The organism is Rhodococcus sp. no. 34 (genome assembly GCF_054589475.1).
Genome location: NZ_BAAILK010000047.1, coordinates 436,890 through 452,174 on the forward strand (window position 1 = coordinate 436,890; position 15,285 = coordinate 452,174).

Sequence of the window (15,285 nt, forward strand, 5' to 3'; positions counted from 1 at the left end):
AGATCGTCGAGTCGGGCTCCCCGCTGCGCATCGTCGTCAACTGTGCCGGTGTCGGCTGGGCCGGACGCATCCTGTCCAAGAAGGGTCCGCACGACCTCGAGCTGTTCCGCACGGTCATCACCGTCAACCTGCTCGGCACCTTCAACGTCATGCGCCTGGCCGCCGACGCCATCGCCAAGACCGAGGCCGTCGACGAGTCGGGCCAGCGCGGCGTCGTCATCAACACCGCTTCCGTTGCTGCCTTCGAAGGCCAAATCGGCCAGATCGCGTACTCCGCCTCCAAGGGCGGCGTGCACGGCATGACGGTTCCGGCTGCCCGTGACCTTGCGCAGTTCGGCATCCGCGTCAACACGATCGCTCCCGGCATCATCGACACCCCGATGCTCGCAGGCGTCACCGACGAGTACCGCAAGGGCCTCGAGGCCGGCGTTCCGTTCCCGTCGCGCCTGGGCCAGCCGTCCGAGTACGCGCAGCTCGCGCAGATGATCGTCGAGCACGACTACCTCAACGGCGAGACCATCCGCATGGACGGCGCACTGCGCATGGCGCCGCGCTAACCTCCCTGCTGTGCGCCTTTATTAACCGCCCACGGTTAATAAAGGCGCACAGTTGTCAGAACGAATGAAAATACCCACCGTTGGAGTGGGCAGTTGCGCTGAGGTACTCGGCCACTTCCTTCGCCGGCATCGGTCGGCTGATGTAGTAACCCTGAACCAATTCGCAACCGGCGGTAAGCAAGAGCCTCAGCTGGTCGGCCGTCTCCACGCCTTCCGCCAATGACTGCATACCGAGCGCCTTCGCCACCTCGACCACCGAAGTGACAACTGCCGAATCACCCTCGCTCAGTTCGGTGATGAACGACCGGTCGATTTTCAGAATGTCCAATGGCAGTTTCTTCAAACTCTCGAAAGACGAATAGCCGGTTCCGAAGTCGTCCAAGGCAATCGCAATCCCGGTGGCACGTAGGCGATCCAACTCGGCGACGGCAAGCTCCTCCACTGCTCCCGTCTCTGTGATTTCCAGCTGAAGCCGTTTGCCGGACAGACCGCTTGCCTCCAGCGCATCGTTCACGGCCGATCCGAACCCGGACGACATCAGTTGCACCGGAGAGACGTTCACCGTCACGTAAGTGTCGTCGGGCCACGTCGCGGCTTCGGCGCACGCCATGTTCAGTACCTGAAGCCCCAGAGGGACTATCAAGCCGGTCTCCTCCGCGACATCGATGAAAATGTGCGGTGCAAGCACGCCCCGCACCGGGTGATTCCAGCGAAGCAGTGCCTCGAAACCCTCGACGCGGCCGGTGTCCGCACGAACCTGCGGTTGGTAGTACAGCTCGAACTGCCGAGACTCGATCGCAAGCCCAAGTTCTTGCAGGGCCGATGCTCGCTCCCTGGCCCGCGCCCGCAGCACCGGTGAGTATCTTCCTACCCGGTTCTTGCCGGCGGATTTCGCCGCATACAGCGCCAGGTCGGCGGACATGACAAGCGTGTCCGCGTCTTCGGAATCTGCGGGTGCGCCGGCATAGCCGATCGATGCACGAACCTCGATGCGATTCCCCCGCACGTAAAACGGCTCACGCAATGCATCCAGATAGCGAGCGAACACCTCTCCGCCGTCCCCTGTTCCCCGCAAGACGACGCCGAATTCGTCACCACCGATTCGCGCACACATGGCGCCGTCGACCACCCGATTGAGCCGTGCAGCAACGGAAATCAACAATTTGTCACCGACAGGGTGCCCTAACGTGTCGTTCACCGACTTGAAGTTGTCCAGGTCGAGGATGCCGACAAGAACCCGCTCGCCGGTTCGGACGGTGCCGAGCGCGTCGGACAGCTCCGTGCCGAACGTCCGGCGATTCGGGAGCCCGGTCAGTCCGTCGGTTGCAGCCAGCCACAGAATTCGCCGCTCGTAGTTGTACTTCTCGGTGATGTCCGAGCCCACGCCTCGCCAACCCACGAACTCCGTGGCCTCGGATAGCCTGGGGTGACCCGACAGAGACCACCATCGGTCGACGCCGTCGACACGTACGGGAATGACGACCTCTCGAAACGGCATGAGGCGGTCGAGGTGATCTCCGATGACCTGGACCGCGGCTCGGCCACTCTTCGTCGAACCCACGTCGAGCCGATCCAACAATCCGCGCAGCGACAGGGTTCGCAGGTCGGAGACGGGAACTCCCGAGATCTGCGACAGCCGAGCGGAGGTGTGCGACAACGTCCCGGTGTTGTCGACTTCCCACAGCCAGTCGCGGGAACCGCCCTCGAAATCGTCGAGGAGCAAACTGACTGTCTGACGCTCGGCAGCAGCCTCGAACTCGGCAAGACAACGACTTCGGAACGACGCCCACAGGTAGACGACACCGACGCACAGAATGCTGATGTAGACAACGAGCTGAAATGAAAGGACGAAGTATTCGGCTGTCGCCCCGGCAAGCATGACGAACAACAATCCCAGACCGTGCACCAGTATCCAGGCCAACCCCAGCGACCGAACCGTCGAGAGCGCAACTGCACCGGCACCCACCACACCGGCAATGGTCGCGATCAGAACCAGCTTTCGTGAACCGTCTATCACCGGAAGCATCTGAGCCGCGAGGATCGTGTACAGAACGCCAAGCAGTACCACTTCGAGCATGAGAGCCCAGTAGTCGTACCGAGACGTGTGCTTGGGCGAATAGCTATCCCCCTGAATGACCCTGGGTAGCCATACACGCACCGAGTTGAGGATGACCGCGAGCGTTGCGGCTCCCCAGATCAGGCGGAACTCTTCGTACCCGGGAGGCACGACATAGGCCAACAAGGCGCACGCACTGAAGAAATTCGCGACGTTGGCCAGCGGAGCGACCGTTGTCACTTGACGGACTTGGCGAGAGAAGAGGTCGCGCCGCTCTACTTCGGACAGTTCGGCGTCGCTCGCACTCGAAGTCAGCCTGCTCAGCATGCAACACCCTCCATCGTGGAGCCGACCAGATGAAGGTAGCGCGTGCGCGCAGTCGAGACACCCTATGGGAGACAATTGGGTAGCGAACCCCCTTGCTAACTTGGGCATTTCATACTTTTAGGACATTGGAGGCGCTAGGACGGACCGATCCACTCCGGAATTGCATAGCCATCGACAATGTTGACAGAACACGACCGGGCTGAAACTTATGACACATCAGCCGGACCGATCCACCCCGGATACTGCACACCCAACGGCATTACCGGAGCCACAAAGCCTTTTGGCTGGCGCCGCAATTGCGCAGTCGGAGTTTCATAGATCAGCTCCGGAAACTGCTGCAACCACCAATCCTGGCACCCTGGCGGAATACCGTTGCCGCCATTCGCAGGGGGATTCGACGACCCCGAGAGATAGACGTAGGGCTGAATCTTCCACGACCCGAACACATCCCAGGATGGCGTACGGTCCCCAGGCTCCCCTCGCTCGGGATCGGAATCGACAACGCCCGGCAAACCCGGACTCTCGCCCCGATTCTTCAGCACAATTCGATACGCGTGGTCCGGAAACTCTACCGACCAGTTTCGCCCCTCCGTCGTATTGATCATGTAGCTGCACACCGTGCCCGACACCTCGGTATCCGTTGCAGAGTAGTCGGTGATATGAGCAAATACGTTCTCCCCCAAAGGAGCCAGATACTCTGCCCGCTCAGCGAACCGTGTGCTCTGCCCCGGGCGCGGTTGTTCCACAAGAGCCGAGGTATATCCTGGAAAGAAGTCGTCGACCTCACTGATCACAGGCCAGTAGCGTCTCGGCTCGAACGCTGCTCGCAGCAGTTCCGATCCACGCGAGAACAAATCGACGCCGGCATCTGCTGACCACACGTTCGGCACAAAGTTGTCGAAGGCCGGGACCACTTCGGCGGTCGCGCCACGACCCTCGGGATCCGATGTACCGCAGGCAGATACACCCAGAGCGACACATAGAGACAAAACCGCTACGCTCCGAACGCGCTTATCCATCGGTCAGCACGACGATTTGATATGCATGCAAAATGCCATCCGCATCGGTACCACCCAAGACTTCGAACATTTCCGCGCAGTCCGCACCAAGCTTGATATCGTCGGGCTCAGTCTTCACCATCTCATTCCAGCTCATCAGTTGCCCCGATTCGTCGAAGTACTTCCCGTACTGATCCCGGATCTCCATGGGCATCTCGGGCACTGCCCTCAGAATGTTGTAGGTGTCACGCTGAAAATCAGGAGGGTTGAGGGCCGCCTGATCTGCTCCACCCGGAGGCTTCCCGATCATCGCACTCTGCAAGGAATTCCCCGAACTATCGATCATCAAGTTGACGAACTCGCCACCTGGAAGTTTATCGATGCCAAAGGAACCCATCGTCGACAGTGCGGTGAATGCAGCTTCTTTTCGATCGTAGATGACCTGAGCGTGCGCAGCCTTGTCATCGTATTGGTCTTGAACGGCCTCGAGCACCCCGCGATCGATCAAGCCGTGCAACCTACCGACCCTTTCCAACTCGGCCCTCGAGTCGCTACCGGTGGGATCTGCGGCATACCGACCTTCCGATGCCAATTGTTCGGCAATGGCAGCCTGCGTGAGTATCCTTCCTGCCCCCTCATCAGTATTCATCAGCGCGAAAACATTGGCAGAGCCTTTGTACTGGTTGTTATCAGTGGGATCGGCCCATTCCCCGCGATCGAATCCAGCGACGTTCGGACCCGGACTGCCGGCAAGGTCCGAAACGTAGGGGCTCATGCTGCGTGAAACTGTTTGCAAAAGATCAGGATTGAGCTGACCGGTCGATTGGCCGTCGGCTTCGGGAATGTTCGCAATGAGGGAACCAGCAAACCCTCGACAAGCTCGTGCGAGATCGCTGATGCTTCGAGAAAAGAGGTCAGCACCGTATTCGCAGGCGCAAAAGAAGAATTCCCGAGCAAGGGCCCAGTCGCCATGGGGGGCAAAGGTGCCACCAGTGGCCGGAGGAGCACCAGCCGACGGTCCCACGCTCAGCCGACCAGCTTCATCCGCGAGCCCGTGCAGCACCCCGCCCAAGCTTTTCAATGCAGCGATATCTGTCGCAAACGTACCCACGATCCCCCCTCGGACGTACGAGTCAGCCCCCCTGACTCGTGCAACGTCGGCCAAGTATACGTCGAGGCCGCCGGCTTACAGGTCCGAGGCGAGTGGAATTTCCTTCTCCGCGCGGTCCGTCATCCACTCACGGAGGACCTTGGTGGCAATGACGTCGTCCTCGTTGTACTGCAGGATGCGTGTCCGCTGCGTCTCGTCCGGCTCACCGTCGTAGCCGACCGCCTCGCGGTACCACGCCATCGACGCTTCACCCCCGGCCTCGGCGTCACGCCAGTTGAAGCCGGCGACGGGCGCAATCTTCTTGAGCCCCTTGCCGTTCGGGCAGATGAACTGATCACTCACTGCTTGATAAATGTCGACCCACTGCGGACTGTCGATGAACTCGCGGATCTCGTCCTTACTCGGAATCCCGGGTTCACCGGCAAACCTGCGCGCCGAGTCCAACAACCACTTGTCCTCGGCTGAACGCGAATAACAGTATGCGGCAAAGGTTTTACCCGAAGCAGCGGCCGCGGCACGCTCCGCCATCAGCCAGCCCCAGAACTCTGCGAACGACCGCGCCTCGTCACGCGTCGGCAGCGGATCCCACGTCGCAAATCCTCGATACATCGAGAAGCCGCCGACATTGAGCAACGTCCCCCACAGGTACGCGCCGTGCTCCTGATAGCTCTCCATGTCGACGTCGATCTCGATGTCCGCCCGAGTCACCGAGATCTTCTCGAACCGCCGCACCAACGGAGCATCTGCCAACCACGCCTTGGCGATCACTACTGCGTCGTCGAAATTTCCGTGCGGCCAATCCTCGAGCGGCTCACCGTCCCAGGCGGCCAGCTGATCGATCGTGTTGCAGCCGACGTCGCGCAGAAGCTCGGCCCGCGATCCGACAGCCACCAGGCTGACGTCGCGGTTGCGAACCAACTCCTGCTTGCATTCGGTCCACCACGGGCACGACTTGCACTCGCTCACCTGTGACGGAGACGTCAGCACCTCACCGCGGGCCACAGCGATACGGTCGGCGAAACGCTTGTCGTAATCGTCGAGAATCGCGCTGAGGTCGTGGACGAGGATGCAGTCTCCGTTGTATCCGATCGCGCCTGCCGTCAGCGACGGGCTCGCCAGCCCACGACGCTCGAGCATCCGATAGACCTGCGCGACGCGCATCTGATCGCGGACCTGACTGCGGACCTTGCGTTTGGGATCGGCCGCGGGCTCCCATTCGAAGAGCCCCGAGGTGATCGCGCCCTGGCCGGGATCGGTCACCTTGTGATTGACGACAATGACGGGGATGTACCCGCCACCCTCGTCGTCACGGATGAGCATTTCGCAGCGGCCCTTGCGTCCGGTGTCGCGCTCGACCGGCAAGACCGCGCCCCAGATCCGGTCTGCGCCGGCCTCACAGGCAGTAAGAGTGTCACGAGCCTGAGCCGACGCCGATTGGTCGGGGTTGATCTTCACCCAACGCTCGGGAGCAGCACCGATCACGAGTTCGGCGATCTCCGCGCGCTTCGCGATCGCGGCATCCTGGCGCTGCTTGACGCCGGTGTCGACGGGTTCCGAAGCCGATTTCCCGGGAAACAACCCGTCCAGACGCACCCGATGACGGCATCGGGTCAACGCCCCCGAATCGATGATCGGGAGCTGGGGCGCGGGGTTGTTAACGGAACACACGATGACGAAGATTATGTGCTCCCCTAGGCTGAAGCCGAAGCGCAGGTACCTGGCAACACACAAACACCTGGAAACGGGGTCCTTTTCGATGGGGTTGTTCAAGAAGCGAAAGTCTCGTGCCACCCGCAAGGCGGAGGCAAAGGCTCTCAAGCACAAGGCTGAGGTCGAGGCGAAGCTCAACGCCAAGAGCCAGCGTAAGCGCGACAAGGTCGAGACCAAGTCGCTCAAGAAGCTGGAGAAAGCCGAGATCGAGTCACAGCACAAGATCGAAAAGGCGCAGATCGCGACCCTGAAGGCGCAGGAGAAGGCCGCTGCGAATCAGGGCCTGACCGTCGCCAAGGTGCGTAAGTACCTGGGAGTGGCACGTCTGCTTGCCCCCGTTCTCCTGCCGATCGCTTACCGCGCAGCCACGGCGGTGCGCGCCCAGCTCGACACCACGCGTGCACAGAAGATGGGCATCGCCGTCGACCAGCTCGGTGACTACACCGGTCACGGCGCGAAGTTGAGCGCTCGTATCGCCGGCGCCGAGAGCTCGGTCACCGAGATCCTCAGCCGCAAGCCCGACGACGCGGAGACGCAGCGTTTCGCCGCCGCCATCCGTGAGCGCCTTGGCGACCTCAGCACGGCAGTTCGCGCTGCCGAGCAGATGCCGCAGGCTCGCCGTAAAGCAGCTCACCAGGCGATTTCTTCCGAACTCGACGGCGTCGAAGCAGATCTGCTCGCACGTCTCGGCGTCCGCTAGACCTGAGAACGCCAGTGAGAGCAGCCGAGCAGACCGCGACCCTCCGGGGGACAGCTGTCGGCTCCGCTTCGGCTGCTCTCGCTGTCGCCGCGCACGGGATCGGCGGAGGCGAGCTGCCACAGTCGTCGTCGCTGACCCTGTTGCTCGCCGTCTGCGCAACCGTCGGCGCCGTGACGGCCACCCTTCCCGCCCTCTCACGGGGGCCCGCTGCCCTGATCGTTGCTCTGGGTCTGGGTCAGTTGGCCGCGCACACCACCATGACGCTCTCCGAGCACGCTCATTCGCCCGCTCCGGGATTGGTGATGCTCGGTGCTCACGCCGGTGCCACCGTCGCTTGTGCGGTGGCGGTCCTGGCCGCCGAGCGCCTCTACCGCGTTGTCACCCACGCTCTCCACGTCGTCCTGGCGTCTCTGGCTCCCGCCGCTGTCACTTCCCGCGGCCACACCGTCTCGACCGGAATCCATCACGGACCTGTCGACGCTCTACTTCGCGCCAGCATCTCGCGGCGCGGTCCTCCTGCCCTGGTCTGAAGATTCGTAGAACGCCCCACCCCTTCACCAGACCAAGAGGACACTTCCCGACATGAAGAACACCCTGATTTCGCGCGCGGTTGTCACGACCGTCGCTAGCGGCAGCGCCGTGCTGCTGGCCGCCGGAATTGCTTCAGCACACGTCAGCGTCGTCGCACCAGGAGCTGCGCAGGGCGGATACTCCGTTCTCACGTTCCGCGTGCCCACCGAATCCGACACCGCTTCGACCACCAAACTGACGGTGGCGCTCCCCGACCTCAAGTCGGCACGCACCGAACCGATGCCCGGCTGGACCGCCGTCGTGGAGAAGGACCCCACCTCGTTGGTCGCCAAGTCCGTGACGTGGACCGCCGACCCCGGCGTCGGAATCGCCCCCGGCCAGTTCCAGCAGTTCGTCCTTTCTGCCGGCCCGCTGCCGGAGCAGGACGAGGTCGAGTTCAAGGCCGTCCAGACGTACAGCGACGGCAACGTCGTCAACTGGGATCAGGAAGAGCTTGCCGACGGCAGCGAGCCGGACAAGCCCGCCCCGACGCTGACTCTCGCCGCGTCCACCGGCGATGCCCACGGAGCCCCCTCTGCCGATAACACTGCCGAGACGTCCGCCGCATCCGAAGCCTCTGACTCTTCGTCGGACAACACCGCCCGCTGGCTCAGCGGCGTCGGCCTGGTGCTCGGCGCGTTGGGCGCTGCACTCGGCCTCGGCGCACTGGTCAGGAGCAAGCGCTGATGAGTACCCGGATCAAGGTCATCGCCGTCGGCATGCTCGCGATGCTGGCCACGATGCTCGGAATGGGCACGGCCAGTGCACACTCCGCGGTGGTCGGCTCCAACCCGGAAAACGGTGCGTCCATTCAAGTTGCGCCTGACACGGTTTCGGTCACGTTCAACGAGGCTCTGCAGGCGCAGTTCGCGGCGCTGACCGTCACCGGTCCCGACGGCAACCTCTGGACCAAGAGCGATCCGTCCGTCGAAGGACCCACTGTCAGTGCAGACCTCGGCGATCTCGGGCCGACCGGCGTCTACACCATCGCGTACCGCGTCACCTCCGCTGACGGTCACCCCGTCAACGGAACCCTGACGTTCACCCTCACCGAGGCGGGGTCGGGCACTCCCGGCGCTGCCGCCGCGTCGAGTACGGGTGAGTCGGAGTCCGGCAGCATGCCGGTGTGGATCTTCATCGTCGCCGGCGTCGTCGTGTTCGGCGGTGCGCTGTTCTTCGTGCTCCGTAAGCCGAAGTCGAGCTGATCGCGTGACGGGTACGGCAAACAGGTGGTGGTTGCTGTTTGCCGTACCCACAGCTCTGCTGGGAGTCCTGATCGCCTGGGGCCTCGCCAGCCCGTCGGGACCCGAATCGTCGAGCACGGTCCGCGTTCTCGCGATCGGATGTGGTTCGTTGACGCTCGGCATCGCGACGCTCGCCTGGATGGGCCGCAGTGAACGCCGCCCGGCGACAACCCCCGCCGTCATGTGGACTCAGCTCACCGCGGTGGCAGCAGTGTGGCTCGTCGCCGAGATCACGCTCCTCGTGCTCAATGCCGCAGCGGCCGACGGCGCCCCGGTCACCTCGCTGACCATCGGGCACTTCGGCGCATTCGTCTCCGAGGTCAACGTCGGCCGCGTCGGCGTCGCGATCATCGCGTGCGCGTTTGCCGTGGTCTGTTACGGCATCTACGGATTCACCAATCCCGAGACGGTGCCCGTCGCACCGGCATTGGTCGTCTCCGCGTTGGCGCTCGCTGCCCGCCCGATCACCGGGCACATGGCGCAGCAGAGCTTCGGATCGATCCTCGACGCCGTTCACGTCCTCGCTGCGGCCTTGTGGTTCGGCGTGCTCGCCGCACTCGCGCTTGCCGTACCGTCGCGCGGTGCCTGGGCGATCTGGTTGCCCAAGTACTCCGCTCTCGCCTGGCGATGCGTCCTCGCGCTGGTCGTCACCGGTATCGTCAACGCCGTCGTGCGACTCGACTCACTCTCCGCCTTCTACGACACCGCATACGGCCGGGTGATCCTCGCCAAGATCGTGGCGATCGGACTGCTCGTCGCCCTGGGATGGTGGTGGCGCCGGACATGGGTGGTCGCGAGCGCTGCACACCGCATGAGTTCGGACGGATCCCTGCGTCGCGCCATCGGTGAAGTTGTCTTCATGGCCATCGCATTCGGGCTTGCCGCGGCCCTTGCGACAACTGCGTAAGACGTGCCTCAGCGCGACATTTCGTGACCCGCACATTTAACGTTTCACGTCGAGATTTAACCTCTACGTGAGTTTATTTTCCCAGCTTGCGGCGGTTTCCGGCCCCCCTTAGCGTTGCTCGCATGACGGAGGCCCAACGCTCGTTTCTCGTCTGCGCTTCGCAGCGCAGCGGCAGTACTTTGCTGGTCGAATCCCTGCGAGCAACCGGGGTCGCGGGTGAGCCGGAAGAGTTCTTCCAGTACCTCCCCGAGACCTCGCGATCGCCGCAACCGAGGCAGTGGTTCGAAGACGTCACGGACGAGTCCGTCCTGGGTCTGCTCGCCCCGTTCCACCCGGGCACGCCGGACACTCGCACCTCCGAACAGTGGCGCACACAACTTCTCGAACTCGGCCGAACCCCCAACGGAGTCTGGGGTGGCAAGCTGATGTGGAACCAGACGCCGCTCCTACTCGATCGCGCGGCCGGATTGCCCTGGCGCAGTGGGACGGACCTACGTTCCGCACTCCACGACACCCTCGATCACGACCTGCAGTTCATCCACGTCTATCGAGAAGATGTCGTCGCTCAAGCTGTGTCGATGTGGCGCGCCGTGCAGACACAGGTTTGGCGCGACGACGCGACTCCACCGAATCTCTCGGACGGTGCGCAGTACAACGCAGTCGGAATCGCGCACCTGGTGACGATTCTCGGTGAGCAGGAACGCCAATGGAAGCGCTGGTTCGAGGAAGAGGACATCTCTCCCATCGAAGTCGGGTTCCGCGATCTCACCGAAGACCCGCAGTCCGTGGTCGCAAAAACCCTCATCTCCCTCGGCCTCGACGGACAACTGGCCCCGCCACCGCCGCTGCGTCGTCAGAGCGACGGACGATCCCGCGAATGGGTGCAGCGTTATCGCATCGACGCCGAACAGAACGGATATCCCGTCACATGAGCACCGTCACCGATGTCGTCGACGAACTCCGAGTTCTCGAATCCGAAGCGGTTCACATCATTCGAGAGGTGGTGGCAGAACTCGAGAGACCGGTACTGCTCTTCTCGGCCGGCAAGGACTCGATAGTCCTGCTTCGTCTGGCCGAGAAGGCGTTTCGGCCCTCCCCACTCCCTTTCCCGGTCCTGCACGTCGACACCGGTCACAATTTCGAGGAGGTCATCGAATTTCGCGACCGCCGAATCAAGGAGGGCGGGCACACACTTCTGGTTGCTTCCGTTCAGGATTCGATCGACCAGGGCAGAGTGCAGGAGTCGACCGAGACCAGCGGATCGCGAAACCGCCTGCAGACCAGAACCCTGCTCGACGCTCTCGAAGCTGGAAGATTCGACGCCGCGTTCGGCGGCGCCCGCCGGGACGAGGAACGTGCGCGCGCCAAGGAAAGAGTCCTCAGCTTCCGTGACGAGTTCGGCCAGTGGGACCCTCGGGCGCAACGGGCCGAACCGTGGTCGCTCTACAACGGTCGGATCAGACGCGGAGAGTCCGTTCGTGTCTTCCCGCTGAGCAACTGGACCGAACTCGACATCTGGCGCTACATAGCCCAGGAGGAACTGGAACTGCCGCCCATCTATTTCGCGCACGAACGACGGGTATTCGAGCGCGACGGAATGCTCCTCGCTGCTTCGGAATTCAGCACCGACGCCGAGAACGCCGCGGCAACGACCGAGTGGGTGCGATATCGAACCGTTGGCGATCTGACCATCACCGGCGCCGTTCGATCACACGCCGCCACCATCGACGACGTCGTCACCGAGATCTCGGCCGCGACGGTTTCCGAACGAGGCGAGACTCGCGCAGACGACCGAACCTCGGTCGCCGCGATGGAAGACCGAAAGCGTGAGGGCTACTTCTGATGACCACCACCATCACTCGCCAACTCCTTCGGCTGGCCACGGCGGGTAGCGTCGACGACGGCAAGAGCACGCTGATCGGCCGACTGTTGCACGACACCGACAGTCTGCCAACCGATCACCTCGATTCCGTCACCGACGAGCACGGTGTCGCCGACCTGGCTGCACTCTCCGACGGACTACGTGCCGAGCGTGAACAGGGCATCACGATCGACGCCGCGTACCGATTCTTCTCCACTCCGACCAGAAGTTACGTACTTGCCGACACCCCGGGGCACGAACGCTACACGCGCAACATGTTCACCGGAGCATCCAATGCTCACGTAGCGGTCCTGCTGGTCGACGCGAGGACCGGCGTGCTGCGTCAGACCCGTCGGCACGCCAGAATCGCCGCACTGCTCGGTGTTCCGAACCTTGTAGCCGTGGTGAACAAGATCGATCTGGTGGACTTCGACGAAGCGAGATTCGCTCAGGTGCAGGAAGAATTACGGGCCTTGGCGCGGCAAGTCGGACGCGAGGACGTACTCGCCATACCGGTCTCCGCGAAAGCCGGCGACAATGTCGTGACGCGGTCCGAGAACACCGCGTGGTACGAGGGGCCGACGCTCCTCGAGTACCTCGAAGGCGTCGAACTCCATGCGCCCGCGACCCACATCGAGGAGCTTCGGCTTCCCGTGCAATGGGTTTCGCGCCCCGATCCGCAGAATCGTCGCCGGTACACCGGCCGGATCTCGGCAGGCACACTGAGCGTCGGAGACGAGGTAGTGGTCCTGCCGTCCGGATCGAAGAGCACCGTGATCAGTCTGGACACTCTCGACGACAACCGCAGTACTGCCGTTGCACCACTGTCGGTTTCGGTGGAACTGGCCGACGACATCGACGTCGGACGTGGCGACGTTCTGGTCAGTGGCGGTGCGCAGGCTCATTTGCCGGTTCTGGCCCGAGAACTCGAAGCCACGATCTGCTGGTTGTCCAACACACCGTTGCGCGCGGGCGATCGGATAGCGCTCAAACACACGTCCCGGACCGTGCGAGCGACCGTCCAAGAACTGCACACCCGTCTCGATCCTGAAACGCTCGACGAGCAGGACAGCCCAGTCGAACTGGGGCTCAACGACATCGGAACGGTCACGCTCCGAACCAGTTCCGTGGTGGTCGCCGACACCTACGACCACAATCGGGACTCCGGCGCCTTCATCCTGATCGACGAGCAGAGCAACGACACCGTCGGCGCCGGCACCATTCTCGAGCCACGCGTCGTCGTTCCCGGTGAGCAGACACGCAACGACATCAAGTGGCATCCGTCTTCACTCGAACGTCAGCGGCGGTGGGCGTCTACCACCCAGAAGGGCGCGACGATCTGGCTGACCGGCCTTCCTGCCTCCGGAAAATCCACCGTCGCTGTGGCTGTCGAACGTGCGCTCGTCGACGCGGGACGCACCGCGTATCTCCTGGACGGTGACAACGTCCGCCACGGTATCTCCGACGATCTCGGGTTCTCGCCGGGAGACCGAGCCGAGAACATCCGACGCGTCGGGCATCTCACTCGACTGTTCGCCGACGCCGGCGTGGTGGCGATCGCGTCGATGGTCTCGCCACTGCGTTCGGATCGAGCAATTGCGCGCGCGCTCAACGAAGCTGCCGGGCTCACCTTCCTCGAAATTGCCGTCACCACCCCCGTCGAAGAATGCGAACGCCGTGATCCCAAGGGCCTGTACGCACGTGCGCGGGCGGGTGAACTGAAGGGGCTCACCGGAATCGACGCGCCTTACGAGACGCCGGAGGAGCCGGACCTGGCATTCGACACAACCGGCGCTGACATCAACGAGCTGGTCGAGCGGGTCATCGCATTGTTGGAGGAGCGCGAGACCGTTCGAACCTAAGGGTTTTCGGTGTCCGACTCGAGGTAACCGCGGTCCGCACTGTAGGCGGACCGCACGTTGGGTCGGACACCGATCTTCTCGAGGTACGCCGCCATGCGGTGCACCGCCATCGCGCTTCCCAATGCCTCGTCCGGGAGACGATCATCCGTTTCGGCGCGCCACGTGTGAAGCTGCGAGGACAATTCCGCCTGTATTGCCGAGACTTCCGGTCGATCGATCAGATTGATCTTCTCGTCAGGGTCGGCACGAAGGTCGTACAGCTCCCGGGGTGCGCGTACCGCCAGATGCTCGGTGCCGAGCGCCTTTCCGGAAAGACTGTCCTCGATGTCGAGCGGTAGATCCAGAGCGGGGCGGACGGCGTAGTTCTCGATGTAGCTGTAGTCCTTGGTACGCACCGCTCGAATGGGATCGAAACTGTCGTGAAAGGTCTTCTCCGTGAACAAGGAGGTCCGGACAGGTTCGGACGGCTCGGTTCCACGATCGACGAGGGCATCGGCGTGCGAGCGCCCTTCCACCTCGGTGGGGACATCGATACCGAGGAGATCGAGAATGGTCGGAACAAGGTCCACACCGCTGAACAGTGTCTCGTATTCCTTTCCGCCACTGCGATACCGCACGGGAGGCCGAGCGATCAAGGCAATACCGGTACCCGGGGCGTAGAGCGTCGACTTGGCACGCGGGAACGCCGCGCCGTGATCAGTGAGGAAGAAGACCCAGGTGTTCTCGTCGAGCCCCTCTTCCTCGAGGGTCGCGAGCAGTTCCCCCACCGCGGCGTCGGCCACCTCTACGCTGCCGTGGAATTCGGCCAGATCCTCGCGCACCTGTGGCACGTCCGGAAGGTATCCGGGGACCTCCAGGGCTGCGGTGTCCGCCGGGGTATAGCGATCGGCGGGGTACGGGCGATGCGTTTCGAAGAATCCCGTGGTGAGCAGGAACGGCTCGGGCGGGAAGCGTCGTAGCCAGTTCTGGGCACGCGGAACCACGTAGTCGCAGAACGAGTTGGTGACGTCGTACTCGTGGTAGCCCAGTCGCTTCGGATACGCAGTCTCGTGCTGCATGCCGAAGAGCGAGGTGTACCAACCGTTGTCGGAGAGGATCTGCGGGAGCGTCTGCACCTCCGCGTGGTACTCCCAGCCGTGGTGCGCCAACCCGATCAGACCGTTGTTGTGCGGATACCTGCCCGAGAAGAGCGATCCGCGCGAAGGCGAGCACAGCGGCGCCGTCGCGTGTGCGTCGGTGAACCGGATGCCTTCTGCCGCCAGCCGGTCGAGATGAGGGCTGTTGACCCCGGCGACACCGTAACTCGCGAGGTGCCGCCCCAGGTCGTGCCAATGAATGATCAGGACGTTATCTCGCGCAGCCGACACGTGGGCAAGGCTAGT

14 protein-coding genes are annotated in these 15,285 nt (G+C 63.1%); 9 read left to right on the forward strand and 5 right to left on the reverse strand.

Translation table 11 applies throughout. From position 1 onward, the window contains the following. Window positions 1-557, forward strand: a 557-nt coding sequence (locus ACYP01_RS27720; RefSeq protein WP_459683238.1) for an SDR family NAD(P)-dependent oxidoreductase, incomplete at its 5' end; no start/stop codon positions are given. Window positions 558-612: 55 nt separating this feature from the next. On the opposite strand, the gene ACYP01_RS27725 is transcribed toward ACYP01_RS27720, so the two are convergent. The 4 genes from ACYP01_RS27725 to ACYP01_RS27740 all read right to left on the reverse strand — a co-directional run bounded on the left by ACYP01_RS27725 (window position 613) and on the right by ACYP01_RS27740 (window position 6,681). Further along, the gene (locus tag ACYP01_RS27725; protein ID WP_459683240.1) at window positions 613-2,940 is read right to left on the reverse strand and encodes a putative bifunctional diguanylate cyclase/phosphodiesterase; all 2,328 of its coding nucleotides are present in this window, start codon (window positions 2,938-2,940) and stop codon (window positions 613-615) included. Window positions 2,941-3,146: 206 nt separating this feature from the next. Further along, on the reverse strand, window positions 3,147-3,959 hold the full coding sequence (locus tag ACYP01_RS27730) for a hypothetical protein (RefSeq protein ID WP_459683242.1): 813 nt from the start codon (window positions 3,957-3,959) through the stop codon (window positions 3,147-3,149). Further along, window positions 3,952-5,049 (reverse strand): hypothetical protein, encoded by a 1,098-nt coding sequence (locus tag ACYP01_RS27735; RefSeq protein ID WP_459683244.1) that lies wholly within the window; start codon window positions 5,047-5,049, stop codon window positions 3,952-3,954. Before ACYP01_RS27735 ends, ACYP01_RS27730 begins: the two co-directional genes overlap by 8 nt. 75 nt (window positions 5,050-5,124) lie before the next feature. Beyond that, on the reverse strand, window positions 5,125-6,681 hold the full coding sequence (locus ACYP01_RS27740) for a TM0106 family RecB-like putative nuclease (protein WP_459683461.1): 1,557 nt from the start codon (window positions 6,679-6,681) through the stop codon (window positions 5,125-5,127). A gap of 124 nt (window positions 6,682-6,805) precedes the next feature. Between ACYP01_RS27740 and ACYP01_RS27745 the strand changes: the two genes are divergently transcribed. The 8 genes from ACYP01_RS27745 (at window position 6,806) to cysC (ending at window position 13,903) form a co-directional block, all read left to right on the forward strand. After that, window positions 6,806-7,459, forward strand: coding sequence for a DUF6474 family protein (locus ACYP01_RS27745; protein WP_003944178.1), 654 nt, complete (start codon window positions 6,806-6,808; stop codon window positions 7,457-7,459). A gap of 14 nt (window positions 7,460-7,473) precedes the next feature. Next, window positions 7,474-7,989, forward strand: a complete 516-nt coding sequence (locus ACYP01_RS27750) for a hypothetical protein (RefSeq protein ID WP_003944165.1) — start codon at window positions 7,474-7,476, stop codon at window positions 7,987-7,989. A gap of 52 nt (window positions 7,990-8,041) precedes the next feature. Further along, a complete protein-coding gene (locus tag ACYP01_RS27755) occupies window positions 8,042-8,716 on the forward strand; it encodes a YcnI family copper-binding membrane protein (protein WP_459683246.1) in 675 nt (224 codons plus the stop codon). Further along, window positions 8,716-9,234, forward strand: coding sequence for a copper resistance CopC family protein (locus tag ACYP01_RS27760; protein WP_003944137.1), 519 nt, complete (start codon window positions 8,716-8,718; stop codon window positions 9,232-9,234). The genes ACYP01_RS27755 and ACYP01_RS27760 overlap by 1 nt, the downstream gene beginning before the upstream one ends. A 4-nt stretch (window positions 9,235-9,238) precedes the next feature. Continuing rightward, entirely contained in the window at window positions 9,239-10,180 is a 942-nt protein-coding gene (locus tag ACYP01_RS27765; RefSeq protein WP_003944164.1) for a copper resistance D family protein, read from the forward strand. Window positions 10,181-10,302: 122 nt separating this feature from the next. After that, window positions 10,303-11,112 (forward strand): trehalose 2-sulfotransferase, encoded by an 810-nt coding sequence (gene stf0 / locus ACYP01_RS27770; protein WP_007735934.1) that lies wholly within the window; start codon window positions 10,303-10,305, stop codon window positions 11,110-11,112. Further along, a complete protein-coding gene (gene cysD / locus ACYP01_RS27775) occupies window positions 11,109-12,023 on the forward strand; it encodes a sulfate adenylyltransferase subunit CysD (RefSeq protein WP_459683249.1) in 915 nt (304 codons plus the stop codon). Before stf0 ends, cysD begins: the two co-directional genes overlap by 4 nt. Further along, window positions 12,023-13,903 (forward strand): adenylyl-sulfate kinase, encoded by a 1,881-nt coding sequence (gene cysC / locus ACYP01_RS27780; protein WP_459683251.1) that lies wholly within the window; start codon window positions 12,023-12,025, stop codon window positions 13,901-13,903. The genes cysD and cysC overlap by 1 nt, the downstream gene beginning before the upstream one ends. Here the strand turns inward: cysC and ACYP01_RS27785 are convergent. Next, window positions 13,900-15,270 carry a sulfatase family protein gene (locus ACYP01_RS27785; RefSeq protein WP_459683253.1) on the reverse strand — a complete coding sequence of 457 codons (1,371 nt, stop codon included), beginning with the start codon at window positions 15,268-15,270 and terminating at the stop codon, window positions 13,900-13,902. The two genes, cysC and ACYP01_RS27785, sit on opposite strands and share 4 nt — an antisense overlap. Window positions 15,271-15,285: the final 15 nt, after the last annotated feature.